This window comes from Desulforudis sp. DRI-14 (genome assembly GCF_052618305.1).
In genome coordinates, this window is sequence record NZ_JBQXEZ010000005.1 from 1 (window position 1) to 24,753 (window position 24,753).

Genomic DNA, 24,753 nt, shown 5'->3' on the forward strand with positions numbered 1-24,753 from the left:
CTTACGGGCGGCCTAATCAGGGTTATTAAAATTAGGTATTGACATAGAAGGTCCAATGTCCAATGCCAAAAAGCAGGGATGATCCATGGCCGGCACGAATTAGCAGGAAATGCTCTTGCCGAAGGATGATGACTCGCGTGTCTGAAAACCTGCTCCGCTTCATACGCGCCTACGGCCATGAAATGATGAACCACCTCGCCGTCATCTCCGGCTACGTGCAGCTCAATAAGCCGGAGTGCATCCCCGCATACATCCGTCAAGTATCGGCACAGATTAAGACCATTAACGCGGCGGCCAAAATCGCCAACCCCGAAGCGGCGGCAGCCATTCTGGGTTTTTACCAGCATTGCCTGCGCTACCGCGTACCTTTCGTACTGGACATCCGTACCAATTTTGCTGCCTGCATGGTCCAAGAAGAAACCCTGGCGTCCGCGCTCGAAGAGGTTTTCAATCTTGCCGGCGGGCTGGTTGTTCCGCTGGAAGGCACGTCCCGAACGGTTAAAATAGTGGTTGACGCTGCAGACGGCGCCTACCTGCTCCAACTGGAGATTCCCAATACCGGCTCGGAACACCCTCTGACGGGGGAATGGTTCCGGTCGGCCGGCGACCGGATGCAGCTATGCGGCGGGCGGGTTGATTTCAGGATTGCTGAAGACCATGCGGTGTTGTCTGTCAGCCTGCCGCGACAGGAGGAGTAACGTTGTTTTACGACTATGCCAAGATAAAGGTGGAGGCGGGGGCGGGGGGTAACGGGTGCGTCGCCTTCCGCCGCGAAAAGTACGTCCCCCACGGCGGGCCGGCGGGTGGCGACGGGGGACGGGGAGGCCACGTCGTCTTCCAGGCTGACGAGGGCCTCAACACCCTGATCGATTTCCGCTATAAGAAACACTTCAAGGCCGAACGGGGTCGGCACGGCCAGGGGAAACGCATGACCGGCCGGAACGGGGACGACCTGGTGATAAAGGTCCCCGTGGGCACGATCATTCGCCGGGCCCAGGACGGCCGTCCTATCGCCGACCTTGCCGCTCACGGCCAACGGGTGGTTGTCGCCCGCGGGGGGCGAGGCGGACGGGGGAACGTCCACTTCGCGACCAGCGTGCGCCAGGCGCCGGCTTTTGCGGAAAAGGGCGAGCCCGGCGAGGAACTGTGGGTCGAGCTGGAGCTGAAGCTGCTGGCTGACATCGCCCTGGTCGGCTTCCCCAACGCCGGCAAGTCCACCATCATCTCCAAGGTTTCGGCGGCGCGGCCCAAGATCGCCGACTATCCCTTTACGACCCTGGAACCGCACCTGGGTGTGGTAAGACTGGGCGAGGGATGCAGTTTCGTACTTGCCGACATCCCTGGCCTGATTGAAGGCGCCCACGCCGGGGCGGGGCTGGGCCATCGCTTCCTGCGGCACATCGAGCGCACGAGGCTTTTGATCCACGTGCTGGACACGGCGGGCACCGAAGGCCGGGACCCGCTGGACGACTTTAACGTGATCAACCGTGAGATGGCCCGCTACGACGAGCGCCTGGCTTCCAGGCCGCAGATTGTCGCCGCCAATAAAATGGACATCCCCGGAGCGGAGGAGAACCTGCTGCGCCTCCGGGACGCCCTGGGAGACTGCTACGAGATCTTCCCCGTTTCGGCGGCCACGGGTGAAGGCTTGCGCGAGCTGATACTCCGGGCCGGAACACTTCTCGAAACGATTCCCCGCCCGCAGGTCGTGGAGATCGCGGAGGACGACGCTGATGAGGCCGAGGACGACTTCCTCGAGGTCTTGCGCGAGGACGGGGTTTTCCGGGTCAAAAGCCGGGAACTGGAGCGCCGGGTGGCCATGACCGACCTCGACAACGAAGAAGCCGTTTACCGCCTGCAGGACGTCATGCGGCGGATGGGCGTAGAAGACGCCCTGCGGGAGCGCGGAGTGCGTCCGGGAGACACCGTGCGCATCGGCGACTTCGAGTTCGAATACCAGGAAAACCCTACCACGTAGAGGCTGCTTGTGCTATGCTCAATAATAATTGACGCGTATAAGGTGGAAAAAGTGGAAGCAAGGAGCGATTTCGCCGGTTCACGGCGCATCGTCGTCAAAGTTGGCTCCAGTACGCTGGCTTATCCGAACGGCAAACTCAACCTGGCTTGCATGGAGAACCTGGTTCGCCAGATGGCCGACCTGAAAAATCAGGGCAGAGAGATCATCCTTGTCACCTCGGGGGCCATCAGCGCCGGGATCGGCAAGCTGGGCCTGGAACGGCGCCCCAAGGCGATTCCGGCGAAGCAGGCCTGCGCGGCGGTCGGCCAGGGTATCCTGATGCACATGTACGAAAAGTTTTTCGCTGAGTACGGAGTGACCGTCGGCCAGGTTTTGCTGGCCAGGGAGGACTTCGCCGACCGCAAGAGATTCAACAATGCCCGCAACGCCCTCAATGCCCTCCTTTCTTATGGGGTGGTGCCCGTGATCAACGAAAACGATACCGTGGCCGTCGACGAGATCAAGGTCGGCGACAACGATCTGCTTTCGGCCCTCGTGGCGGGGTTGATCAACGCCGACTTGCTGATCCTGCTTTCGGACATCGACGGGCTGTACACCGCTGACCCGCGCGAAGACCTCCGGGCTGAGTTCATCCCCTCGGTGAGCGAAATCACCCCCGAGATTGAAGCTCTGGCCGGGAAGGCGGGGACGCCGTTCGGCACCGGGGGCATGGTGACCAAGCTCCACGCCGCCAAAGTGGCCACCCAGTCCGGGACGGTGATGGTCATAGCCCGGGGCGCCGAACAAAATGTCATCCGCCGGATCGTCGCCGGCGAGGAGACCGGTACCGTCTTCTGGGCGTCACAGCACAGGCTCGAAGCGAAAAAGCGGTGGATCGCCTTCGGCGCCGCTGCCAAGGGCCGGATTCACGTTGATGAGGGAGCGGCCCGCGCGCTGCTGGAACGCGGCAAGAGCCTGCTTCCCTCCGGGGTGGTCAGGGTCGAGGGCGATTTCCGCCCCGGGCAAACCGTCAGCGTCATAAACCCCGAAGGGAACGAGATCGCCCGCGGAATCGTCAATTTTTCGGCTGAAGAGGTGGCCAGAATCATGGGGGCCAAGACTGCCGAAATTAGGGCGATGCTTGGCCGGGAGCGCTCCCACGAAGTTATTCACCGCAACAATATGGCCGTCGCCCAAAACGGCACTAGCATTAAGCATTAGGCTAATCTGATTGAGGTGTTAAGGGAATGGACAGACTATGGGCTCCATGGCGTTCGAAATACGTAACCAGCGCTATCGAACCGGATCCGGAGTGCATCTTTTGCCAAAAGTTTAAAGACAGCCGTGATCAGCAAAATTACGTGCTTGCCAGGACCGAACGCTGTTTTGTGCTGCTCAACCTGTACCCTTACAATAACGGGCACCTCCTGATCGCCCCTCAGCGCCACGTGGGAGAGATGGACGATTTGAGCGGCGAGGAACTGCAGGAGCTTTTCGAGGTCACGCGCTGGATGGCGCGGCTCTTACGCCGGGCGATGAAGCCCGACGGTTTCAACATCGGCATCAACGTGGGCCGGGTGGCCGGTGCGGGAATCCCCGGCCACTTCCACATCCACATCGTGCCGCGCTGGAACGGGGACGTTAACTTTATGCCGGTGTTCGGGGACGTCAAGGTCATCTCCGAATCGTTGGACGACAGCTATTGCAAACTAAAGGAAGCCATGCGGCAAGAACGGGAGGAGAACGCGAATGAGTGAAGAGATCAGACGTGCTCTGGAAGAAAAGGCCGCCCGCTGCCGGAGCGCGGCCAGGCGCCTGGCCTACCTGCCCGCGAGCGGCAAGGATAAAGCCCTTGGAGCGATGGCCGACGCCCTGTCGGCCGGAAGCAGGGAAATCCTGGCGGCCAACCGGCTCGATATGGAGGCGGGCAGAGAAAAAGGCCTGTCCAAGGCGTTGCTCGATCGCCTTCTGCTCAATGAAGCCCGTATCGCCGATATGGCGGAAGGGCTGCGGGTGGTGGCCGGCCTGCCCGATCCCGTCAGCGAGATCCCGGGCACGCCAGAGGCCCCATGGGCTTGAAGGAGTTGACCACGATCAAATACGTCTGCTTCGGCAGCGGGCAGGTCCGGACGTAACAACACCGGCGGCGGGTGTGAGGTTTTAGGTGTTGGTTGCCTTGCTTTTTCGCGGGACTGACTATATAATGTAATGAATCTCCACAGGAGTAATTTGGCAAGACGCACCGGCTTTAAGAAACGATGCGCACGTTGGGGTAATCCCCGTGGAGGAGGAGATTGGTGAGGAGAATCGGGGTAATGGGCGGGACTTTTGATCCCGTGCATTACGGCCATTTGGTTGCCGCAGAGGGTGCCCGCTACGAGTTGGAGTTGGAAAAGGTGTTCTTCGTTCCGTCCGGCAGACCGCCCCACAAACCCTGCTCGGCGATAACCGAATCCGCGCACCGGCTGTCCATGACGGCTTTGGCTTGCGCCTCCAATCCTTTCTTTACAGTCCTGGATCTTGAAATTAAGCGCCCCGGGCTGTCGTATACCTATGACACGATCACCGACCTCCAACGCGAGCTCAAGCCGGAACAGATCTTTTTTATTACCGGAGCGGATGCCATTCAGGAGATACTGACTTGGCACAGGGTGCAGGAACTTTTGCAGATGTGTTTTTTCGTCGCCGTCAGGCGGCCGGGCTACAACCTCGCCAGCTTAAATGAGAAACTGAGCAAACTGCCCGAGCATCTGATGCGCAGGATTATCCCGTTTGCAACGCCGGAACTGGCCATTTCTTCGTCCGATATCCGCAGTCGCGTTCACGAGGGCCGGCCGATCAAGTACCTTTTGCCTGAAACCGTCGAGGCTTACATTATGACCCATGGGCTTTATCGTTAGGCTTGCATCACCGCCGGCGATATTGCAAATAATAGAATAAACTGCGAAAGAGGTGACTTGGGTAGTGCGCACCCTGTATGTAGGCAATTTGCCCTGGACCACGAAACCTGAAGACCTGGAGGCGATTTTCCGGCCGTACGGAGAGGTTGTATCCGCCCGTATCATAACCGACCGTCAGACCGGTCGTTCCCGCGGCTTCGGCTTCGTGGAAGTCAAGGACGAGGATGCCGAAGCTATGGTTTCGGCTGTCAACGGCACTGAGGTCGGCGGACGGATTATTACCGTCAACGAAGCGAGGGCCAGAGAAGAAGGCCGCAATTATTAGGTGACATGCCGCTCCCGGAGGAACCGGAGGGAGTGTTGTTATTGGATCCCCGAACGCTGGCAGAGACCTGTGTCAAGGCCGCGCAGGACACACGCGGCTATGACATAACCGTCCTTGATATTGGCAGGCTGACGATAATCAGCGACTACTTCGTCATCGTCAGCGGGCGTTCCACGACGCATGTCAGGGCTGTTGCCGATCGTATCCAGGAAACCCTCAAGGAACAGGGTGTTTCTGCGTTGCGTCGGGAAGGCTACCGGGAAGGACGCTGGGTTTTGCTCGATTACGGCAGCGTGATCGTCCATGTTTTTGTCGAAGAGGAAAGAGTGTTTTACAACTTGGAGCGCTTGTGGGGAGACGCGCCGGTCGTCAGCCTGCAGGCAGGCTTGCAGACTTAGGAAATAGGACTTAGGACGAGATACGGGTTCGAATCGTTTTCCTGCTGATATGGCTTGAGGTTTACGGCTTGTTGCTATGATGATTCTTTCAAATCCACCTTTACGAATCCTTTGGCGTTCCTACGTCCTAAGTCTTACATCTAATGTCCGAACTGGTTGTTGACTTTGCAGGTACCGTATCGTATAATTGGAAAGTGTGATGGGGCTGTAGCGCAGTGGGAGCGCGCTACCTTGGCATGGTAGAGGTCGCGGGTTCGATCCCCGCCAGCTCCACCAAACTTAAATTCTGGTAAAGGGCCTCTAGCCTTTTAAGGTTGGGGGCTTTATAATTATTTGGAAACGTTTTCGAATTTCCAAAATCTTTATTTCTTATAGCCTATACGTACGACTGATTCAATTGGAGTGAGTGTTTTGGACGATCGTTACCGTTTTGCGGAGATTGAGGAGAAATGGCGTCAGCGCTGGGAAAGCGGAGATCCTTACTCCATCCCGGACTTTTCCGACAACCCCAAGTTTTACTGCCTTGAAATGTTCCCCTACCCATCCGGCAAACTCCATATGGGGCACGTGCGCAACTACGCCATCGGCGACGTGGTTGCCCGGTTCAAGAGGATGCGCGGTTACGATGTCCTACACCCTATGGGCTGGGACGCTTTCGGACTGCCGGCCGAGAACGCGGCCATCAAGCACGGCATACCTCCGGCAAAGTGGACCTGGGATAACATCAGCGAGATGCGCCGCCAGTTGAAGCAAATGGCGGTAAGTTATGACTGGCAGCGGGAAATCGCCACCTGCCACCCCGGCTATTACCGGTGGACACAGTGGTTCTTTTTGGAGTTTTACAAGCGGGACCTGGCCTATAAGAAAAAGGCGCCCGTTAACTGGTGCCCGGCCTGCGCCACTGTTCTGGCCAACGAGCAGGTGGTCCACGGCCGTTGTGAACGCTGCGGAACCGACGTCGAACGGCGCGAACTCAGCCAGTGGTTTTTAAAGATCACCGATTACGCGGAGAGGCTTTTGCGCGATCTGCAAAAGCTTCAGGGATGGCCGGACAAGGTCCGGATCATGCAGGAGAATTGGATCGGCAGAAGCGAGGGCGCCGAGATCGCTTTTGACGTGGTGGGTTTCGATGAAAAGATCACCGTCTTTACGACCCGCCCGGACACCCTGTTCGGGGTAACCTACATGGTGCTCGCGCCGGAACATCCTCTTGTGGATAAACTCACGGCTCCCGAACGCCGCGCCGAGGTCGAGGAGTTTGTCAGGCGGGCGCGCAACCTCAGCGAGCTCGACCGGACCTCCGGGGAGGCCGAGAAACAAGGCATCCCGATCGGCGCGTCCTGCGTCAATCCCTTGACTGGTGAAGCCGTGCCCATCTGGACGGCCAATTACGTCCTGCTGGAGTACGGCACCGGTTGCGTGATGGGCGTTCCGGCCCACGACCAGCGGGACTTCGAGTTTGCCAGGAAATACGATCTGCCGATCAGAGTCGTCATCCAGCCGGAGGGCGCCGCGATCAATGTCCGGGACATGACCGCGGCCTACGACGGTAACGGTGTGCTCGTCAACTCCGGGCCGTTCAACGGCCTGCCCAACAAGCAGGCCATTCCCGAGATCACCAGACACCTCGAAAAAATGGGCCTGGGCAAGAGGACGATCAATTACCGCCTGCGTGACTGGCTGATTTCGCGGCAGCGCTACTGGGGCTGCCCCATCCCCATCGTCTATTGCAAAGGGTGCGGCACCGTTCCGGTTCCCGAGGAGCAACTGCCGGTGATCCTGCCTTCCGACGTGGCCTTTAAGCCGTCCGGGCAGTCGCCGCTGGTCGACGCGGAGGACTTCGTCAACACATCCTGCCCCGCATGCGGCGGACCAGCCAGGCGGGAAACCGACACGATGGACACTTTTATCGATTCGTCCTGGTATTACTTCCGCTATGTCAGCCCGCGGGACGAGGAACGGCCCTTCAACATCGATGCCGTCGGGCGCTGGTGTCCGGTGGATCAGTACATCGGCGGGGTGGAACATGCCATTCTGCACCTGCTGTACTCGCGCTTTTTCACCAAAGTGCTCTTTGATATGAACCTGGTCAACTTTGAGGAGCCATTCGCCAACCTTCTGACCCAGGGCATGGTGCTCAAGGACGGCGCCAAGATGTCGAAGTCCAAGGGTAACGTCGTTAGCCCCGAGGACATTATCGCACAGTACGGGGCTGACACGGTCCGGCTCTTTATCCTTTTTGCTGCGCCGCCCGAACGCGACCTGGAGTGGTCCGACCAGGGCGTGGAGGGCTGTTACCGTTTCCTGCAGCGCGTGTGGCGCCTGGTAAACTCTCTGGGTGACGAGATTCGCACCGCCCCCGCCCAGCCCGCCGGCTACCTGGTGGGGGTTAACAGAGGCCTGCGCCGCTTGACCCACTACACCATCAAGAAAGTCACGGAGGACATCGACGAGAGGTTCAACTTCAACACAGCCATCAGCGCTATCATGGAAATGGTCAACGGCCTTTATCAGTACCGGGACCGTGTCCCCGCAGTCGACCGCGACCCGGCGGTCCTGCGCGAGGCCGTCGAGCATCTCCTGCTGCTGCTTGCGCCCTTTGCGCCTTTCATCGTTGAGGAGCTTTGGGAGCGCTGCGGCTGCCAGGGGAGCGTCCACCGGCAGCCGTGGCCGCAGTACGATCCGGAAATGCTTGTTGAAGACAGCGTCACTATGGTCGTCCAGATTAACGGCAAAGTCCGCGACCGCGTCCTGGTGCCGGCCGACATCAGTCTTTCCGAACTCGAAGCGCTGATCCTTTCCCAGCCCCGGATCCAGGCTTTGCTGGAAGGGAAGAGGATCTTAAAGATCATCCCGGTGCCGGGGAAACTGATCAATATCGTGGTGAAGTAAGACATGAGGCATAAGACATAAAATTTAAGAAATTAAGAACAAGAAACAGACCTCTTGGAATCTGATAAGGAGCCGTAACGGTTCCTTTGTTGTTTTCCAGGATCCTAATCCGCAGCCGTTAGGTTAAAAATAGCCGATATAACGAGCATTGTCTCCCCATTTCTTGTATAAGGCTGTTGATGGTCTTAAATAATCTCGGACAGGTGATTGACACGAAGTAGCCCAGCAGGTAAATTAAAACTAAAAGATTGTGCTAAAAATCACAATCACAAAACGGTAAGGTGATAATGTGAAGCGAATACTGGTTGCTGTGGATGGTTCACAGAGTTCATATGATGCGTTGTGCCTGGCCGCGAAGGATGTTGCGGAATGCGGTAACGCCACGCTGGAGGTGCTGATTGTTTCTCTCCCGGTTCTTCAGGCTCAGCATCTTGACTTTGAGGGTGAGAGTGTCGGACTCGAACTACCCAACGTTAAGAAAGAAATCCGGGAAACCCTTGGTCAGTACGGCCTCAAAGCAAAGATCCGAGATATTTACGGTCTGGATCCCGGGGAACTGATTTGCCTGGTTGCTTCCCAGGAAGGTTTTGATGAGCTTGTCATTGGCAAACAGGGACGTTCTGCAGAAAGAGTGGGCGGGAGCTATTTGGGAAGCGTTGCGTACCGGATTCTCCATCTTAGTCCGTGTCCTGTAATTGTTGTTTAAAACGGAAGGGGGTAGCACGATTGATGCAGCCGGAAATTAGATATTGTTTTTATGGAGAAATGGGTGTGGGTGATAAAAATTACAAGGAGGACATTCTCCTTACGAAAAACGGTGTAAAGCCCTGGAAGCGAGAAACGGAACACCGTGTAAGCCTTAAAGACGTGGGGTGGATCCTCGCCGAGAAGCCGGAAGTTGTAGTGTTCGGAACGGGCTTTGCCGGTTGCTTGTTTGTTCCTGACAAGCTTAAGTCTTATATGCGGGAACAGGGCATCGATTCAGTGATTATGCCTACCGGTCAGGCCTGGGAGTTTTACAACAAACAATTGGGACACAGAAAAATAGCGGCCTGCATGCATCTTCTATGCTAGTGAAAGTACCCAATATCACAAGTTAGGGATGGTGAGGAGTGTGCCTAAGGTACTCGTGGGTCTGGATGGTTCCGAATATTCGTTACGTGCCGCAAGATATGCTGCCAAGATGGCGAGTGAAACCCCCGGTGCTGAAATTACGGCAGTTGTGGTTGTCCGGCCGCTCCCGGAAAGCCTGTATAGAGACCCTGCCTGCCAAACAGCTACCGGCGGCGGCTATGAGGTTTCCCGCGTTACGCGCATGGCCAAAGACCTTATGTCTCAGGCAGGCGTAGACGCTGTTTTTGAAAGCGTAGCAGGTGGAGACCCGGGTTTAACTCTCTGCCGGTATGCCCTAACTGAAGGGTTTGATCATATAGTTGTCGGCAAGCGAGGGCGTTCATCACAACAAAACGGCAATCTTTCTCTTGGAAGCGTAGCCTACAAAGTCTTACATATGAGTCCCTGTAACGTTACTGTCGTATGTTAACCAGGCGTCAGTATGCAAAATACTGATAAGACATATGGCAATGAGCATTAAGTTCTAGAGTATTTGATTCACATCCGATGTCTCAATGCCAGTGCTTAATGCCAATGGGGGGGTTAGCCGTGAAACAGAAACGAATAAACGATACCTTAAATTTACATGCCCTGTATACCGAGGATAAGATAATCAACCTTGCGGATGCCGCTGCTTTAAGCGCCGAAGTCCCGGCTCGTGATGTCCTGGCCGACGCGATAGCATTGACTCGCGCTGCAAGGGGTTTATTAATGATTGCCGCCGAAGGGGCCGCTTTGAGCGTCGACCTGGCTAGGCTGGGGCAGCCTGGGATGACCGGCCTCGCGGGCCATGCGAACCCCGCCGGCGTTGAAGCGGTGACAAAGGCCGCAGGACGATTATTCCAAAGGTGCCGCCAGGTGCGCAGTGTTTTTCCCGAAGTAACCCTGCGCATTAACGAGCTTCTCAAGGTAGCCAGCAATGCAGGCGAGCTGGAGACCTTTGCCGATACGGTTTACAGGCTGAGCAAGTACCGGCTTCTGGCGGTGATTCACGACCTGACCCTCAAGACCGTACGGCTGGCCGAAACGATACAGCAGACCTGCGTCAGCCTGCAGTCGGTTCGACAGGACGGCGGGGAGTTGGAGAGATTTACAGAATCGGCGCAAACGCTGGGACGCATCGCCTCCCGCCTGGAGCGGGCGATTAGGCTGGAAAGTGTTTAGCTTTTCATGCTATCATAGGGATTGACTTGACTATCTAAGTGACATCCGCTGGGGGGGGCCGTCATTGAGCGTCTTTTTCTGGGAGCCGACTCCCAGGCAGCTACAGATTATGGGCTTTTTGGCCGTAATGGGACCTTGTGATGAAGGAGACGTTGCCCTTGCTTTTCCTGTAATGCCCGAGGAGCTTTCCCGCGTTCCCGATTCCTTTATGGATACTCCCGGGGACTACATCGCCAGGGTTGAGCTTGAGACTTTGCGTCAGGCCGGCATGGTTTTCCACGACGGGGTCCTGTGGGGCTTGAGTCCCCGGGGGCAGAAACTCTGGCTTATGAAAGGGCAAGCCCCTAGAGGCTGACCGCCTAACACCCGGTGTTGGTATATTCCGAACATTGACAGGGCTTTGCGGTTTGGGTAGAATGTAATGTGCGTGCACATTGAATGCCCGCCCATTATGCTGGCGTGGCTCAGCAGGTAGAGCAGCGCACTCGTAATGCGCAGGTCGCCGGTTCGAATCCGGCCGCCAGCTCCATTGAAAAATAAGGCCTCCGGGATCAGCTCCCGGAGGCTTTTTGCCGTCATTAACCGTCCATCGGTCACATTCTCCAGCGGCTTCAGCCTTGCTAAAAAGGCGTTTGGCAAAGATCTGCCGATCTGCTATCACCGTATGCGCCTGATCTGGCCGCGGATTTCGCCCGTCAGGGTTTTGAGCAAAGATGGAGTTTCGGGCATTTTGATGTTCTTGACTGGGAAGGGGAGGACGAAATCCAGGGCGAAATCTGCATCTGGAGCAGAACTGTTGACCGGCGAAGGGGTGGCTTAAGTTGAGGATTCTTGTTATCAACCCTGGTTCCACGTCTACCAAGGTCGCCGTCTATGAGGGCGAAAAATGCGTCTATAAAGAGGTGATCGTCCACCGCACCTGGGACGCAGACGGCAAACAAGGGATCATCAGCCAGTACGAGGAAAGACTGCAGGCCATTACCAAAGTCCTGAACGACCATAATTTCGCCGTGAGCGATTTCGATGCCATCGCTGCGCGAGGAGGACTGCTGGCCCCTCTGACGGGAGGGACCTATATCATTAATGAAGCCATGTACAATGACCTGTATACCTGCAAGTACGGGGAGCACGCGTCGAACCTGGGAGGGATCATGGCTTTTAACCTGGGCAGGAAGTATAACATCCCCGCCTATACCGTCGACCCCGTGTCGATCGACGAGTTTGAGGACCTGGCCCGGTTTTCGGGCATGCCCGAACTCCCGCGGGTAAGCGTGGCGCATAACTTGAACATGCGGGCCGTGGGGCGGAAGGTTGCCGCTTCTCTGGGCGGTAAGTTTTCCGACTTCAACTTTATCATCGTCCATCTCGGCAGCGGCATTTCGGTGGCCCCCTTCCGCCGGGGCAGGATGATCGACGTCAACAATGCTAACAACGAAGGTCCCTTTTCACTGGAGAGGTGCGGCACGCTTCCCTGCGTGTCTCTGATCAAACTTTGCTATTCCGGCGCCTTCACCTTGAATGAGATGCTGGCTAAAGCCACCAGGCGCGGCGGGCTGTTCGCCTATCTGGGGACCAAGGATTTCACGCAGGTTGAACAGATGCTCGCCCGCAACGAGGAGAAGGCGTCAACCGTCGTCAGGGCGATGTGCTATCAGATCGCTAAGGAGATTGGCGCCATGGCTACAGTTTTATACGGGAACGTGGATCGGATCATCCTGACCGGCGGTATTGCCCACTCAGAATATGTTGTGCGTGAAATTACGTCCCGTGTTGCCTTTATCGCTCCTGTCGTAACCGTACCTGGAGAGGAAGAAATGGGAGCGCTGGCCCTGGGCGTCCTCCGCGTACTGCGGGGAGAAGAGCAACCGCTAAGCTATGCTTAAGGCTACTTACGTCTGGAGGTACGACAGATGAGTTTTGAGAATTTCAGGCAGATCATTAACAAGGTTAAGGGTATGCCCAAGCGGCGGGTTTGCGTGGCTGCAGCCGACGACGACAGCGTTCTGGCGGCTGTCAAGAAGGCGCGCAAGGAGGAGATCGCCGATTTCCTGCTGGTCGGCCACCAGGATCACATCTGGAGGCTGGCCCTGGAAGTAGGGCTGAACCTGAACGGCATCGACTTCATCCACGAGCCCGACCCCATAGAAGCCACGCGTATCGCGGTTGAGAAAGTCGCTACAGGTGAGGCCGACGTATTGATGAAGGGCATGGTCAACAGCGCCGACCTGCTCAGGACCATTCTCAACCCCGCCTACGGCTTCCGGACAGGAAATATCCTGAGCCACATCGCCGCCCTGGAGATACCTGGCTATCAGCGGCTCGTGTATATAACCGACGCCGGTTTCAATATCGCTCCGGATTTTGAACAGAAGGCAGCAATTTTGAATAACGCTGTGAGGTTCATGCATACGATGGGCATTCCCGAGCCTAAAGTCGCTGTCTTATCGGCGAATGAAAAGGTCAACCCCAAGATGCCGTCGACCATTGACGCCGCGAAACTGGCCGGGATGGCTGAGCGAGGGGAAATCAAGGGGGCCCTGGTCGAAGGGCCGATGGCTCTTGATGTGGCTTTCAGCGCCGAAGCGGCAGAGCAGAAGGGGATTCACAACCCGGTAGCAGGAAGGGCCGACCTTTTGCTGGTTCCCGATATCGAGGTCGGCAACGCGGTAAGCAAGGCCATTATGTACTTTGCCAACGGCCGCATGGCTGGGCTGGTCCTCGGTGCGGCGAAACCGGTGGTGTTTGCCTCTAGAGCGGAAACTCCTTACGGCAAAGCCACTTCCATAGCTATGGCCTGCTATTCAGTGGCCCAGTCGTAGGTGAAGAGCACCCATGCTGTATAAAGGAGACGAACTCATTAACTATAGGCGTGTGCGACCTGCTTTCTTTGTAAATAATATAGAAATCCCGAAGTAAAGAAATTCTTTTGATCCGAACAGGTATAAGCGTGCACAGCTTCAATTCTTTTTGAACCGCCCACACGGAAATGATACTGGCGCCAAAACCGGCTTCTACAGCCCTCTTTACCGCCTCGATGCTTCCTAATTCCATGACAACATTTAATGCAGAAAATTCTACTCCAGCTTCCCTCAATCTTTTTTCGGTAACTTTTCTTGTGCCCGACCCCTGCTCTCGCAACACCAGAGGCAGCGCAACGAATTCATCCAGCGAGATAGACTTCCGTCCGGCTAAAGGGTGACCGGTCGGGATTATTACAATCAGCTCATCTTGCAAAAATGGACTTACAACTAACTCCTGATCATCAATATGACTTTCCACCAGCCCTAAATCTAAGATGTGCTCTGATACCCACCTTGTAATTCGCTCTGTATTGGTTACCTGTAGAAATACCTTGACCTGTGGATACTGATTCTTAAAGCGGCCAATTAGCTGAGGAATTACATACTCACCCAAAGTAAAACTTGCTCCAATAGATAGGGTGCCTCTCATAGAACCTGTTATGGCAGAGATGTCTTTTTCCGCATCATCCGCCAAAGACAGGATCTTCTCCACGTAATCATACAGAACATGCCCGGCTTCTGTCAGATTCACCTGGTGGGTATTTCGTTCGAGTAACTTTGCTCCGAAGTGGTCTTCCAGGGATTTAATTTGCATGCTAACGGCTGGCTGCGAGATGAACAAATTCCGCGCAGCTTTAGAAAAACTCTTCTTATCAGCTACTACCTTGAAAATATGCAATTGATGAAAGTTCATAGCTTGCTACGACCTACCCTTAACAACCAAAACAGGAATTTCAGATGCTTCAACTACAGCTGCAGCAACGCTGCCCAAAGCTATCCTTTTTATGCCAGTCAACCCAGTATCCCCCACAACGATTAAGTCGGCCCCATCTCCTTCGGCAACATCCACAATCTGTTTAACAGGATTACCGCTTAAAAGAAGCAGTCTAACACTTAAATGGTTTGCTTCGCCATACCTCCGCGCAAGTTCCAAACCAGCCAATCCATAGCGAATTCTTTTGCTTTTCTTTGCCAGATATGCCCATTGGTCTTCTGGAATAACATTATCTTCACCATCCGGGTTCACAAACACAGCAATTATTCGCGCCTCATGCCATCTAGCCAAACCTACGGCATATTTGGTCGCTTCAACGGCTGGAGCCGAACCGTCTACTCCCAGAACAATCTTTTTGATAGAAGCATTTACTATTTCCGGTTGAAATTCATTCAAGAGCCGCTCCGCCATCCCGCTTAACATTATTAATTCAACGCCTCCCAACTTAAAAGTGAACAGTACGAACAACCCCAAAACTAACAATTGAAATGGCCAGGGAACCGAGTAGCCCGATAAAGAGCGATTTTAAACCCATACGGCGAAACATCACCATTTCAACGCTAAGCCCCATACCTGCCATAGCAATCGTCAAAAAGAGAGTGCTGATTTGTAGAAGTATAGAAGCAAGCTCATCGGTTATTAAACCAATGGTTCTAAGGCAGCTCATCCCTAAAAAACCAATAAGAAACCAGGGAATGGATAAGTTGTACCGCCCGCTAATTTGTTCTTTCTTGACACTTCTAAAGTTAAACCAAAGACTGATCCCAAAAGTAACGGGAACCAACAGGACCACCCGGCCAAGTTTGGTTAAAATAGCCATATTCGCTGCAGGGCTCCCTGCCGATTGAGTTGCAGCTATAACGTGTGCTATTTCATGTAGGGTTGCTCCTGCAAAAACACCGTAAGAATTTGAATCCATTCCCCAAAACGACTGTAATAAGACATACAAAACACTGCCAATAGTCCCTAAAAGAGCAACACTAGCTATTGATACAACTGTTTCGTCCTCGTTGGCCTTAACCGTTGGCGCAACGGCAGCTATTGCAGCGGCCCCACAAATTCCTGTTCCTACCGCTGTTAATAAAGCCAGTCGTTCCTCTACAGCAAACAAGCGCCCCAGGAAACAAATAACAACAATAGCCAGTAAAATAACTGCGGCATCGAGAAGAATAACTTTTGAACCTGCAGCAACTATAGCATCGAGGTTGAGTCGAACACCCATCAAAATGATACCATAGCGCAGAAGTCTCTTACTAGCAAAGTTTATTCCGACAGTGGCATGTTTAGGAATTCCCATAACTGCCCGCCAGCCTATGCCAATTAAAATAGCAATAACCATTTGTCCGAATACACAAAAAAAAGGTAATGAAACAACATTATGGGCAATAACTCCAACCACCATAGCTAAAATGAATCCTTGTATACTACCGCGCAAAAGTATTCTGTGCTGAAGAATTTCAACTTGCACTTCACCATCTCCCCTTTAGTTCTTACCAAGTCTACCACTAAAGGGTGTGACAAAGGAAATACCGGTCAATAATAACCGTTATAATTTGATATTTATTAAAAATGCGGACTTAAACTAATAATGGATTTTGCCAGCACCGCCAGCAAGTGCACGTGTTAGCGCCAGGATTATTTGACATCCATTGACGAGATATGATGGCAGGATAGTTTTGGATGGGGTAAAATGCTGGGAAGAGCCACTATCCTGGCATTCCGCGCTTGCATCGCCACGGTCACTATACCCGTCATCCCGTGACACGCTTTGCCATCTACAAAGTTCCCGTCTACCGTTGGTACTGTCCTCGGTGTAAGAAGACCGTAAGCCTGTTGCCGGATTTTCTTGTTCCCTACGGCCGGTTCATCAATATCGTCCGTGAGAAGGCCGTCCGCCTGGTTGTTGGCGGCAAGACCAAGAGCCAAGTGGTGTTAAGGGTTAGTTCACCCGCCGTAAGCGTTATCTCAACTGCATACGGCAAAGCCACTTCGATAGCCATTTTTTAACTGTTATTCGGCTCATAGAGCCGAATGTTTCGGCAGACAATAGTTATAACTGCTCGAGGAGGTGAAACAATGGCAAGGGCAATCAAATGCACGGTCACGGAATGAGCATACAACCAGGACGTCATGTGTGACGCCCCTATGATTCACATCGATCACAACCGCACCAGTAAGGCCTCCAGTTCAGATCAGACCATGTGCCAGACCTTTAAGCCCAAAGACGAAGCGATGGACGAAGGCATCTAGCAAAACCGCGGTGATTCCGCGGTTTTAATTTTCATAATGTCGTCTGAAGATTCACCAGAGGTTTTATAGAATACCTTTCGGTGGAGGGAGTTCCCTCTGGTGGTCGAATACTACCAGTAAGGACCTGTGGAAAAATACGTTCAAACTAATCTAAAACTGACCATCAAACCTTACTGAAAACGGGAACGAACTCTGGAATTATTCAAGTTTTTCAACAGTCCCGTAAGGGAGGTATCCGGGCGATGATCAACAGCCTATCCCCGATCAGGCCCGTCAGCGCCTTGAACTTCAATGTGCAGCAACTTTCGGCGGGGCAGGTTGTGCGCCTCACGGTGGTGGAGCCCGGTATCAACGGAGGCATCGTCAGCCTCGGGGGGGCTCTTTTCCGTGCACAGGGACAGTTACCCTCGGAGCCCGGACAAGCCTTTTGGGCTTTGGTCGAACGAGCCACGCCCGAGTTGATCCACGTCAGGCAGCTTCCTTCGAGACAGACCCAGCAAGGCCCGCCTACCCCGTCGAATCTGGCGTCGCTTATTGGACTGCCTAAGGGTGCCGACACCGATCTGGTCATTCGGGCCTTTCTCCGCTGGGGCCTGCCGATTGATCCTCAGGCCGTAAGGGATCTCCTTGCCGAAATGAAGAACGTTCCCCAGCATCTCCGAACCGTTTGGATTGAAGCCCGGGTGTGGTTGAGCGGTCTGAACTGGCCCAGAGAAAGCGCGGCCGGGGCAACCGGTTTACCGGGACAGCAGGAGCTGGCACAGGGGCGGGAGCAAGAGGGGGCTGTCTACTTAAAGGCGGGCACACAAGAGAACATGGACGGCAGGGTCGCTGTTGGAGATCGTATGGCCAGGGCGATGGATTACTTGCTCGGGCGTGAAAACGCAGGTCCTGAGGGTCTTCAAGCTCTCAACCGGGCCGAGGCGCCCGCTGGACAGGGACAGGTCTTCGCGGCGCACCTCAATGCCATGCCCTTTTTTGAAGGCAGGGTTTTTTGGCTTGACGAGCCCGTGAAGCAAGCGAATGGCAAGGAGAGGCCGGCCAGGGTCGTCCTGCACGTCCGGAGCAATACCCTGGGCGACTTGTGGGTTGACCTTGAGTTTAACGAGCGCGGCCATAACGCCGGTGTTTATCTTCGGGATGAAAAGACGGCCGGCCTGGCCCGGCGCTGGGCGCCCGTTCTCGAGGAGCAGCTCAAAGCGCTGGGTCTTGAACTGCAAAGGGTTGCCGTGGAACAAAGGGACATCCGTTCACCGTTGGGGCTGTTGCTCCCCGGAGAAGTTTCCTATGAACCGATCAACGAGCGAGCCTGAACGGCTCGTAGGCATTAAGCATTAAGCGTTAGGCATTAGGCAGCAGGACGAAGTCAAATACCACAGAATCCCACAGCTTTCTTAGTGCATGCTGCGTGTAGTCAGATACAAACAAATTCGTGCTATCAAGACCTGGAGGAGAGTAGGTTGACGAAGGAAGGCAACGAGCAGCGAATTCCGAGGGCGGCGGCGGCTCTGGGTTACAACCCGGCACGGGACAACGCTCCCCGGGTGGTTGTGGCCGGGCGCGGCATACTAGCCCAAAGGATAGAAGAAACCGCCCGGGAAGCGGGGGTGCCTGTTTACCGCGACGAGCAGCTGGCGTGGACATTGACGGCGCTCGGGCTTGACCGCGAGATTCCGGCGGAACTTTACGAGGTCGTCGCCACGGTGATCGCGTGGGTGTACTTACTGGAACAGGACGCAAGAAACAGAACACAGGGGAAGGGGTAACACATATTTGATTAAGCTTCGCGTGGAAATAGACGGCGGCAGCCGGGGCAATCCGGGTCCGGCTGCGGCGGCCATCGTCGTCCGTGACCCGGACGGGAAAGTCTTGATGGAGCGCAGCCAATTCCTGGGCCGGACCACGAATAACGTTGCCGAGTGGGCATCCCTGGAGATGGCCGTCCGCACGCTCATCGCCGTAGCGCGCAAATACGGTCCCGTAGAGGCTGCCGTTCAGGCCGACAGCCAGCTTGTGGTACGCCAGTTTAACGGGGACTACCGCATTAAGGACGCCGGTTTGCAGCAGATTGCCGGCCGCGTCCGCCGCCTGCTGCTTGAGCACCCCGAAGTTAAAGTGCGCCTGGTGCACGTCCCGCGCGAGGAAAACAGGCTTGCTGATACCGCCGTTAACCGTGAGTTGGATAAAGTACTTAAGGCCAAATAGATCTCGCTTTTTTCATCCTCAATCCTTACTCGATGAAGAGCGTTATAGCGTTGGTACAGGACGGGCAGACTAGCCTTTGAGTTACAAGGTTATGTAGAGGAGGTCTGTACCTTTGGAAGGAACAGAGGTGACCGGGGTTACAGAAGTCCCGAGAGCTGAAGGAGCCGGTATCTCCAGAGAAAAGCTGGAAGTTCCAAGGGGAGCCATTCTGCAGCGGGACAAGAAGACGTATGCCATTGTGCCGCGGCTGGGAACGGCCGGCTTGATGGACGTCGATACCTTGAGGCGGCTGGCGGACGTGGCGGAAGAATTCAGCATTCCCGTCATCAAGATTACGGGGGCCCAGCGTATCGCCCTGGTCGGCCTGAAGGCCGAAGACGTGGAGGAAGTCTGGAACCGGCTCAATATGGAACCGGCTCCGGCTGTAGGGCCTTGTGTCCGTTACGTAACCGCCTGCCCGGGCACGGTGACCTGCACTTACGGCCAGCAGGACGCCTTGGGCCTGGCCGGGGAACTGGAGAAGCGCCACCTGGGGCGGCACGAACTCGGTTCGAAGTTCAAGATCGGCATCAGCGGCTGCCCGATAAACTGCTGTGAAGCGTACCTGCGCGATTTCGGGGCTTTCGGCAAAGCCAAGGGGTGGACGGTGGCCATCGGCGGGCGCGCCGGGGCCCGCCCGCGCATCGGCGACAAGCTCGTCGAGAACGTTTCGTCCGACGAAGTCATGGAGCTTGTCGAGAGGACGATCAAGGTCTACGCCGAGCTGGGGAAGAAGGGCGAACGCCTGGGCACGTCCATTGAGAGGATCGGCTTCAAAGAATACCGCAAACGGATTCTGTCCTAGTAAACCCAGGACAAAATCCGGTCGTAAGTCGTAAGTCCCTGGCAGAATGTTGGTAAAAGCGAAGGAGCCCTGCGGCTCCTTCATTATACATTTACTTCTGTTTACGGCGGGAATCTAAGTGCTGGAGCTCTTAGATTTCTTTTCGCGCAGGTCGATGAACCTGTCCTTCAGCTTCTTCATTACCTGCGGCATCGTCGTGTATTCCATCTCGTCGAGCGGCAGGCGCTGGGGTTCAAACGGACCGAGACGGCGCATGTAATCCGTGATTTCGAGGGCCTTGGCACGGGCGGTGTCAAAGGCCGGGTCGTCGAACATATCCTGCGGTCCGACCAGTCTGCCTTCGGCCAGCTGGAAGCCCAGGCAGATCACCCGCGGCGGGCCGTCAAAGCGTGTCGGCCTGGACTCGCGCTGTGCTACCGGCATCAGCGGGCCGTGGTGCGAGCCGCGCATCCAGCCTGCAACAAGGTGCGGGAAAGCAAAGGCTTCCAGGGCTTCTCCAACGGCGGGGTAGCCGCTCTGGCAGCGTACGATGCAAACCGGGTCGTCCTTCCCGATGTACCGGCCGGCCATCAGATTAAGGCGCTGGGTACTCGAAACAGCGGCGATTTCCCCGGTGCCCCTGTGAAAGATGCGCTTGATCGAGAAGCGTCCGGGGGCCCCGATGAAGACCAGCATGTCGTAGATATCCTCGGGAGCCGAGAAAACGATTTTCTTGTTTTCGATAAGGTCGCGCACCTCGAAATTAAACCCCATGTGCATATTGGGGTCAATGACCAGGCCGATGGTGTTGAAGGGGTCGGCAAACATTTTATAGAGCGGGAAGTTGTAAGCGCCAGGTTCGGTCTTGTCGGCCATGAACACCAGGACGGTTTCACTCTTGCGCTCCTCGACTTCCATCTCGGCAATGCCCGGCCCCAAACCTTTGATGTTGCCGGAAAAAGCGTCGGCGAGGAGGTCCTGGCCGGCGCCGTAAAGCTTGAGCTTCTTGGCCACATCCGTGCAGGCCGTGAAAACATCCCAGGCCATCTGGTGAATTTCGCCGTTGTTACGCCCCAGTTCGTGGGTCATGATCAGGTTGATATCGTCGCCGACGTGGGTGACGTGAAAGTCAATCAGAAGAGGGCTTCCGGAAAGAAGGCCTTTCGCTTTTTCAATGAGTTCGGGGTGTACCGAGGAGTGGCCGACGTACCCGCCAACGTCGGCCTTGATCACGGAAAGGGTTACTTTTTTACCCATTAATTATCCTCCCTAGATAAGATTAGACTAAAGACTTAAGACGTAAGATGCGGGAGCGAAAACCCCGGCTCCTCCCACAACTTACGGCCTATGACTTACGCGTGGATGAACAATACAATAATTACTTTGCTGGCAAAGTAATTATTCTAGGCTGCGTGAGGATATCCTCTTGGATGACGGTTGAATTCTGTGTTCTTTTTGGCCAAAATAAGCTGTTTTAGTTGACCTATTTACGCCTATTAATACAGCTTATTAGGCAATTTTGGCAATATGTCATATTTCTCGTTTTCGCCCCGTATTCTTCATCAGAATGCTTATGCGGGGTGGTAAATGCTTGTCGGCCGGTGATTCTTCTGGCTCAGGCAGTAAGCGAGCCGTAGCTAGTCTTGAGAGGGAGCTTTATGGCTCCCTCGTTCTTTTATGGTGTAATTGGTTGCTTTTGTGTGATAGGATAAACGGGAACCCAATAGTCTTAAGACAACCGAGGTGCAGACTGGACAATGGCGCTCGAACTTATCCATCTAAAAGGAAAGACATCCTATATTAAGGGTGCAGTCAATGTCGGAGTTTACGACCGCGGCGACGGAAAGTGCATTCTGGTGGACAGCGGGCTGGACGAGTCCAGTGGCCGCCAGTTGCTGCGGTGTCTGGAAGGAGCCAATTTGACGCCCTGTGCGGTGATCAATACGCACTCGCACGCCGACCATTTCGGGGCCAACAAGTTCGTCCGCAACCGGACCGGAGCCCGATTTTGGGCCACCTCCTTTGAAAAGGCTGTTATCGAGAACCCGCTCCTGGAGCCGGTTTTCCTCTTTTCTGCGGTGCCCGTCAAGGAGATGCGGACAAAGTTCTTGATGGGCCAGCCCTGCCCGGTTGACCACGTCCTTTCCGCAGGGCGGCAGGAGATCGCCGGCATCTCGATGGAGATCGTCGATCTTGCAGGGCACGCCCCCGAGCAGGTCGGTGTTGTTACCCCGGATGACGTCTTTTTTGCCGCTGACGCTTTTGTTTCCGGGGATATCGTCGAGAAGTACCGCCTGCCGTATATGGCCGACCTGGTAGCGGCTAAGGAGTCGCTCCGGCGGGTAGGGTCGATGAGCCACAGTTGGGTTGTCCCTTCCCACGGGCGCCCTACCCGGGACCCGGGGGCGGATATAGCCGTCAACCTGCGGAAGATTACAGAAACCGAGGCACTGATCCTCAAACTGGCCGGGGAGGGAGCTACACGGGAAACGATTTTCTCCGGTGTTGTCGAGGCGTATGGCATCAACCTCGGGCCGGAACAATACGTCCTGGTGTTTGCCACCGTATCGGCCTATCTGGCAGGACTGTGCGCCGAGGGAAGACTGCGGATGCGCTTTGCAGGACCGCAGCTGCTGTGGGCCGCCGACTGCTGACTACCGACTACCTTTCCCGGCCAATTGGACCAGAAGGCTCTCCACCTGGAAAGGCGGGTAGTAAATAACCTGCACGTTGGGGTTGTCGTAAAGGAAGGTCGGAAGATAATCGCGGCACAGTGCCGGGACACAGAGAAAAAGCTTGGCGTCTGAGAAATCGCTGAAACTCTCGATTTGTTCCTGGATCCTTTTGGACATTAAGTCCTGCTTGTTCTTGATCTCGCCGATGGCGTACAGACCCAGTTCCTCGTGAACGGCCAGGACAGCCGGCTGGTATCCCTGGATCAGCGGCGGGGCCGGATAATCGTCGTGGTCGGCATGCGTTACTTTGTAACCTAAATGCTCCAGGTGTTTGACAAGATGATCGAGCATGGTTTGTCGCTCTGTTAAGGGCACTTGCTTCACACTCCAAACGCTCCTTGGCAGCATTATAATTCATAAAGCTTTGGAAGAAAAGCAACCAGGGATGCCACTAAAAGGTTATTTTGGCTAACTTTGGCTAGGAGAGATATGATGACCGTTCTGGTTACGGGCGGCGCCGGATATATCGGCAGCCACGTGGTCAAGGAACTGCTGGAGCGAGGTTATGACACGGTCACCCTTGACGATTTAAGCAAGGGGCACCGCCGGGCTGTCCCCGGCGGGGCCTTTGTCGAGGGCGACTGCGGAGATCCAAAGCTCGTTGACTGGATTTGTCAAGAGTATTGCGTGAGGGTTGTGGTGCACCTGGCGGCCGACAGCCTGGTCGGAGAGTCCATGGTTAAACCCGCCAGGTACTGCCGGAATAACCTTATCAACGGGATCAACCTGCTGGATGCCCTTATCGGGCGGGGTGTCTGCTGCTTTATTTTTTCTTCCACCGCCGCCGTCTACGGTGAACCGCAGGAAGTGCCCATTACCGAGGACCACCCGGCCCGGCCCGTCAACGTGTACGGCGCCACCAAGCTGATGCTGGAGAATGTCCTGGACTGGTATGACCGCGCCTACGGGTTGCGCTATGTCTCCCTGCGCTATTTCAACGCGGCGGGCGCCGATGAAAGCGCGGCGATGGGCGAAGACCACGACCCGGAAACACACCTTATCCCCATCGTTCTTCAGGCGGCGCTGGGCTTGCGGGAAAAGGTCACCGTCTTTGGGGACGACTACCCTACGCCGGACGGGACCTGCATACGCGACTACATCCACGTAACCGACCTTGCGGCGGCCCACGCCCTGGCGGTGGACGCTCTGCTGTCGGGCCGGCCCTCGGCTGTTTACAACCTGGGGAACGAGCGGGGCCATTCGGTGCGGGAGGTAATCGATACGGCCCGGAGAGTGACCGGCCGCGACATACCGGTAGAAACAGGTTTTCGGAGAGAGGGCGATCCGGCCGTGCTGGTCGCCGGTTCGCATAAGATCCAGCGGGAACTGGGCTGGCGGCCGCGTTACGACGACCTGGAAACGATCATCCGTACGGCCTGGGAGTGGCACCGCCGGCACCCCGGCGGGTACGGCGGATAGTATCAGGTGTTTTACTCTGCAGGTGCAGGACTATAACTACAATTTATGAGTATTACCTCCCGAATATTGAGGATGCCTACGAAAAACAAAAGTGAAGACACATGAAAGGGAGGTAATAGGATGAAACGTATTTTGGCGCTGATGTTGGCTGCAGTTTTTGTTCTTGTTATGGCCGCGCCTGCTCTCGGCGTTTCGGCCTCGGCCAAGGCCGGTGTAAGTCTTAAGGCCCAGGCCGGTGTCTGCACGCAGGATTGCGACCAAACCCAGGACCGCTTGCAAGAGCGGGACCGGGAGCGTACTTCCTGGGACAAGGAGGCCGCCGGACAGGGTAACGCCTTCGGGTGGCGGCACAGGTTGACGGTAAACGGGCAGGTATACCAGTTTGGCGATGTTCCTCCGGTTATCAAGGAAGGCCGTGTTTTGATTCCTCTCCGTGCCGTAATGGCCGCTCTGGGCGCCGAGGTGAAGTGGGACGCGGAAACCAAGACGGTCACGATTATTGGTGATAAAACTGTAGTCATCAAGGTCGACAGCAAAGTCGTGATCGTGGACGGGGAAGAACAGACGCTGGACGTGCCGGCGAAGAACGTGAACTGCCGTGTGGTCGTCCCCCTGCGTTTCATCGCTCAGGCGCTGGGATGCAAGGTTGATTTCAACGCCCAGACCCAGACGGTGAGCGTCGTCAGTGCCGATGCTTCCTGATTTTGGGATTGAACCGGATCCGACCTGAGATTCGACACCAAGGCCTCCGTCCAACCGGAGGCCTTGGTGCTTATA

General features: G+C 55.5%; 30 protein-coding genes, 2 tRNA genes and 1 pseudogene. 28 read left to right on the top strand and 5 right to left on the bottom strand.

The window, feature by feature from the left end:
* The first annotated feature begins 137 nt into the window (after window positions 1–137).
* The 19 genes from ACUM6F_RS04805 to ACUM6F_RS04895 all read left to right on the top strand — a co-directional run bounded on the left by ACUM6F_RS04805 (window position 138) and on the right by ACUM6F_RS04895 (window position 13,568).
* Entirely contained in the window at window positions 138–698 is a 561-nt protein-coding gene (locus tag ACUM6F_RS04805; RefSeq protein WP_445348543.1) for a Spo0B domain-containing protein, read from the top strand.
* Window positions 699–700: 2 nt separating this feature from the next.
* Complete coding sequence (obgE, locus tag ACUM6F_RS04810; protein ID WP_445348544.1) at window positions 701–1,978, top strand: GTPase ObgE; 1,278 nt, start codon at window positions 701–703, stop codon at window positions 1,976–1,978.
* Between the two features lie 51 nt (window positions 1,979–2,029).
* A complete protein-coding gene (gene proB, locus ACUM6F_RS04815; protein WP_425621201.1) occupies window positions 2,030–3,178 on the top strand; it encodes a glutamate 5-kinase in 1,149 nt (382 codons plus the stop codon).
* A gap of 26 nt (window positions 3,179–3,204) precedes the next feature.
* Window positions 3,205–3,714, top strand: coding sequence for an HIT family protein (locus tag ACUM6F_RS04820; protein ID WP_445348545.1), 510 nt, complete (start codon window positions 3,205–3,207; stop codon window positions 3,712–3,714).
* A complete protein-coding gene (locus tag ACUM6F_RS04825; RefSeq protein ID WP_425621203.1) occupies window positions 3,707–4,036 on the top strand; it encodes a hypothetical protein in 330 nt (109 codons plus the stop codon). Before ACUM6F_RS04820 ends, ACUM6F_RS04825 begins: the two co-directional genes overlap by 8 nt.
* Before the next feature lie 236 nt (window positions 4,037–4,272).
* Window positions 4,273–4,857, top strand: coding sequence for a nicotinate-nucleotide adenylyltransferase (gene nadD / locus ACUM6F_RS04830; protein WP_445348632.1), 585 nt, complete (start codon window positions 4,273–4,275; stop codon window positions 4,855–4,857).
* Window positions 4,858–4,921: 64 nt separating this feature from the next.
* A complete protein-coding gene (locus ACUM6F_RS04835) occupies window positions 4,922–5,182 on the top strand; it encodes an RNA recognition motif domain-containing protein (RefSeq protein ID WP_425621205.1) in 261 nt (86 codons plus the stop codon).
* Window positions 5,183–5,214: 32 nt separating this feature from the next.
* Complete coding sequence (gene rsfS, locus ACUM6F_RS04840) at window positions 5,215–5,580, top strand: ribosome silencing factor (protein WP_426377469.1); 366 nt, start codon at window positions 5,215–5,217, stop codon at window positions 5,578–5,580.
* Between the two features lie 201 nt (window positions 5,581–5,781).
* Window positions 5,782–5,856 (top strand) — tRNA-Ala (locus tag ACUM6F_RS04845).
* Between the two features lie 135 nt (window positions 5,857–5,991).
* Window positions 5,992–8,472: a leucine--tRNA ligase gene (gene leuS / locus ACUM6F_RS04850; protein WP_445348546.1), complete on the top strand. Its 2,481-nt coding sequence runs from the start codon at window positions 5,992–5,994 to the stop codon at window positions 8,470–8,472.
* Window positions 8,473–8,761: 289 nt separating this feature from the next.
* Window positions 8,762–9,178 (top strand): universal stress protein, encoded by a 417-nt coding sequence (locus ACUM6F_RS04855; RefSeq protein WP_445348547.1) that lies wholly within the window; start codon window positions 8,762–8,764, stop codon window positions 9,176–9,178.
* A gap of 23 nt (window positions 9,179–9,201) precedes the next feature.
* On the top strand, window positions 9,202–9,546 hold the full coding sequence (locus tag ACUM6F_RS04860) for an MTH938/NDUFAF3 family protein (protein WP_425622229.1): 345 nt from the start codon (window positions 9,202–9,204) through the stop codon (window positions 9,544–9,546).
* 28 nt (window positions 9,547–9,574) lie between these two features.
* On the top strand, window positions 9,575–10,015 hold the full coding sequence (locus ACUM6F_RS04865) for a universal stress protein (protein WP_425621208.1): 441 nt from the start codon (window positions 9,575–9,577) through the stop codon (window positions 10,013–10,015).
* Between the two features lie 119 nt (window positions 10,016–10,134).
* The gene (locus tag ACUM6F_RS04870; RefSeq protein ID WP_425621209.1) at window positions 10,135–10,749 is read left to right on the top strand and encodes a hypothetical protein; all 615 of its coding nucleotides are present in this window, start codon (window positions 10,135–10,137) and stop codon (window positions 10,747–10,749) included.
* Window positions 10,750–10,813: 64 nt separating this feature from the next.
* Window positions 10,814–11,104 (top strand): hypothetical protein, encoded by a 291-nt coding sequence (locus ACUM6F_RS04875; RefSeq protein WP_425621210.1) that lies wholly within the window; start codon window positions 10,814–10,816, stop codon window positions 11,102–11,104.
* 98 nt (window positions 11,105–11,202) lie between these two features.
* Window positions 11,203–11,278: transfer RNA gene (locus ACUM6F_RS04880), tRNA-Thr, on the top strand.
* Window positions 11,279–11,569 (top strand): hypothetical protein, encoded by a 291-nt coding sequence (locus tag ACUM6F_RS04885; RefSeq protein ID WP_445348548.1) that lies wholly within the window; start codon window positions 11,279–11,281, stop codon window positions 11,567–11,569.
* Window position 11,570: 1 nt separating this feature from the next.
* Window positions 11,571–12,632: a butyrate kinase gene (gene buk, locus ACUM6F_RS04890; RefSeq protein ID WP_445348549.1), complete on the top strand. Its 1,062-nt coding sequence runs from the start codon at window positions 11,571–11,573 to the stop codon at window positions 12,630–12,632.
* A 27-nt stretch (window positions 12,633–12,659) separates the two neighbouring features.
* Window positions 12,660–13,568, top strand: coding sequence for a bifunctional enoyl-CoA hydratase/phosphate acetyltransferase (locus ACUM6F_RS04895; protein ID WP_425621212.1), 909 nt, complete (start codon window positions 12,660–12,662; stop codon window positions 13,566–13,568).
* Here ACUM6F_RS04895 and ACUM6F_RS04900 read toward each other — a convergent pair.
* The 3 genes from ACUM6F_RS04900 to ACUM6F_RS04910 are packed head-to-tail and all read right to left on the bottom strand — an operon-like array spanning window position 13,537 to window position 16,012.
* Window positions 13,537–14,463 carry a selenium metabolism-associated LysR family transcriptional regulator gene (locus tag ACUM6F_RS04900; protein WP_445348550.1) on the bottom strand — a complete coding sequence of 309 codons (927 nt, stop codon included), beginning with the start codon at window positions 14,461–14,463 and terminating at the stop codon, window positions 13,537–13,539. The two genes, ACUM6F_RS04895 and ACUM6F_RS04900, sit on opposite strands and share 32 nt — an antisense overlap.
* Before the next feature lie 6 nt (window positions 14,464–14,469).
* Window positions 14,470–14,967 carry a universal stress protein gene (locus ACUM6F_RS04905; RefSeq protein ID WP_445348551.1) on the bottom strand — a complete coding sequence of 166 codons (498 nt, stop codon included), beginning with the start codon at window positions 14,965–14,967 and terminating at the stop codon, window positions 14,470–14,472.
* A gap of 22 nt (window positions 14,968–14,989) precedes the next feature.
* A complete protein-coding gene (locus ACUM6F_RS04910) occupies window positions 14,990–16,012 on the bottom strand; it encodes a YeiH family protein (protein WP_445348552.1) in 1,023 nt (340 codons plus the stop codon).
* 257 nt (window positions 16,013–16,269) lie between these two features.
* Between ACUM6F_RS04910 and ACUM6F_RS04915 the strand changes: the two genes are divergently transcribed.
* The 6 genes and pseudogenes from ACUM6F_RS04915 to ACUM6F_RS04940 all read left to right on the top strand — a co-directional run bounded on the left by ACUM6F_RS04915 (window position 16,270) and on the right by ACUM6F_RS04940 (window position 19,843).
* On the top strand, window positions 16,270–16,551 hold the full coding sequence (locus ACUM6F_RS04915; protein ID WP_445348553.1) for a DUF6431 domain-containing protein: 282 nt from the start codon (window positions 16,270–16,272) through the stop codon (window positions 16,549–16,551).
* A 120-nt stretch (window positions 16,552–16,671) separates the two neighbouring features.
* Window positions 16,672–16,794 (top strand): annotated as a pseudogene (locus ACUM6F_RS04920) (DUF1540 domain-containing protein); the annotation flags it as partial.
* A 242-nt stretch (window positions 16,795–17,036) separates the two neighbouring features.
* On the top strand, window positions 17,037–18,107 hold the full coding sequence (locus tag ACUM6F_RS04925; protein ID WP_445348554.1) for a hypothetical protein: 1,071 nt from the start codon (window positions 17,037–17,039) through the stop codon (window positions 18,105–18,107).
* Window positions 18,108–18,254: 147 nt separating this feature from the next.
* Window positions 18,255–18,560 carry an EscU/YscU/HrcU family type III secretion system export apparatus switch protein gene (locus ACUM6F_RS04930; RefSeq protein ID WP_445348555.1) on the top strand — a complete coding sequence of 102 codons (306 nt, stop codon included), beginning with the start codon at window positions 18,255–18,257 and terminating at the stop codon, window positions 18,558–18,560.
* A gap of 7 nt (window positions 18,561–18,567) precedes the next feature.
* Window positions 18,568–18,999 (top strand): ribonuclease HI family protein, encoded by a 432-nt coding sequence (locus ACUM6F_RS04935; RefSeq protein WP_425621218.1) that lies wholly within the window; start codon window positions 18,568–18,570, stop codon window positions 18,997–18,999.
* A gap of 112 nt (window positions 19,000–19,111) precedes the next feature.
* Complete coding sequence (locus ACUM6F_RS04940) at window positions 19,112–19,843, top strand: nitrite/sulfite reductase domain-containing protein (protein WP_445348556.1); 732 nt, start codon at window positions 19,112–19,114, stop codon at window positions 19,841–19,843.
* 114 nt (window positions 19,844–19,957) lie between these two features.
* Here the strand turns inward: ACUM6F_RS04940 and fbp are convergent, their stop codons facing one another.
* Window positions 19,958–21,079: a fructose-1,6-bisphosphate aldolase/phosphatase gene (gene fbp, locus ACUM6F_RS04945; protein WP_445348557.1), complete on the bottom strand. Its 1,122-nt coding sequence runs from the start codon at window positions 21,077–21,079 to the stop codon at window positions 19,958–19,960.
* Window positions 21,080–21,579: 500 nt separating this feature from the next.
* Here fbp and ACUM6F_RS04950 point away from each other — a divergent pair, with 500 nt between their 5' ends.
* Window positions 21,580–22,476 (top strand): MBL fold metallo-hydrolase, encoded by an 897-nt coding sequence (locus ACUM6F_RS04950; RefSeq protein WP_425621221.1) that lies wholly within the window; start codon window positions 21,580–21,582, stop codon window positions 22,474–22,476.
* Here the strand turns inward: ACUM6F_RS04950 and ACUM6F_RS04955 are convergent, their stop codons facing one another.
* Window positions 22,477–22,881: a hypothetical protein gene (locus ACUM6F_RS04955; protein WP_445348558.1), complete on the bottom strand. Its 405-nt coding sequence runs from the start codon at window positions 22,879–22,881 to the stop codon at window positions 22,477–22,479.
* 108 nt (window positions 22,882–22,989) lie between these two features.
* Between ACUM6F_RS04955 and galE the strand changes: the two genes are divergently transcribed.
* Window positions 22,990–23,976: a UDP-glucose 4-epimerase GalE gene (gene galE, locus ACUM6F_RS04960; RefSeq protein WP_425621223.1), complete on the top strand. Its 987-nt coding sequence runs from the start codon at window positions 22,990–22,992 to the stop codon at window positions 23,974–23,976.
* A gap of 120 nt (window positions 23,977–24,096) precedes the next feature.
* Complete coding sequence (locus tag ACUM6F_RS04965; protein WP_425621224.1) at window positions 24,097–24,678, top strand: copper amine oxidase N-terminal domain-containing protein; 582 nt, start codon at window positions 24,097–24,099, stop codon at window positions 24,676–24,678.
* Window positions 24,679–24,753: the final 75 nt, after the last annotated feature.

What these genes read in the sequence shown, in the direction of transcription:
- ACUM6F_RS04825 (WP_425621203.1), top strand. Translation starts at nt 3,707, where the DNA reads ATGAGTGAAGAGATCAGACGTGCTCTGGAAGAAAAGGCCGCCCGCTGC.
- ACUM6F_RS04895 (WP_425621212.1), top strand. Translation starts at nt 12,660, where the DNA reads ATGAGTTTTGAGAATTTCAGGCAGATCATTAACAAGGTTAAGGGTATG.
- ACUM6F_RS04950 (WP_425621221.1), top strand. Translation starts at nt 21,580, where the DNA reads ATGGCGCTCGAACTTATCCATCTAAAAGGAAAGACATCCTATATTAAG.
- ACUM6F_RS04900 (WP_445348550.1), bottom strand. Translation starts at nt 14,463, where the DNA reads ATGAACTTTCATCAATTGCATATTTTCAAGGTAGTAGCTGATAAGAAG.
- ACUM6F_RS04905 (WP_445348551.1), bottom strand. Translation starts at nt 14,967, where the DNA reads ATGTTAAGCGGGATGGCGGAGCGGCTCTTGAATGAATTTCAACCGGAA.
- galE (WP_425621223.1), top strand. Translation starts at nt 22,990, where the DNA reads ATGACCGTTCTGGTTACGGGCGGCGCCGGATATATCGGCAGCCACGTG.
- fbp (WP_445348557.1), bottom strand. Translation starts at nt 21,079, where the DNA reads ATGGGTAAAAAAGTAACCCTTTCCGTGATCAAGGCCGACGTTGGCGGG.
- ACUM6F_RS04925 (WP_445348554.1), top strand. Translation starts at nt 17,037, where the DNA reads ATGATCAACAGCCTATCCCCGATCAGGCCCGTCAGCGCCTTGAACTTC.
- ACUM6F_RS04860 (WP_425622229.1), top strand. Translation starts at nt 9,202, where the DNA reads ATGCAGCCGGAAATTAGATATTGTTTTTATGGAGAAATGGGTGTGGGT.
- ACUM6F_RS04965 (WP_425621224.1), top strand. Translation starts at nt 24,097, where the DNA reads ATGAAACGTATTTTGGCGCTGATGTTGGCTGCAGTTTTTGTTCTTGTT.
- ACUM6F_RS04865 (WP_425621208.1), top strand. Translation starts at nt 9,575, where the DNA reads ATGGTGAGGAGTGTGCCTAAGGTACTCGTGGGTCTGGATGGTTCCGAA.
- nadD (WP_445348632.1), top strand. Translation starts at nt 4,273, where the DNA reads ATGGGCGGGACTTTTGATCCCGTGCATTACGGCCATTTGGTTGCCGCA.
- ACUM6F_RS04820 (WP_445348545.1), top strand. Translation starts at nt 3,205, where the DNA reads ATGGACAGACTATGGGCTCCATGGCGTTCGAAATACGTAACCAGCGCT.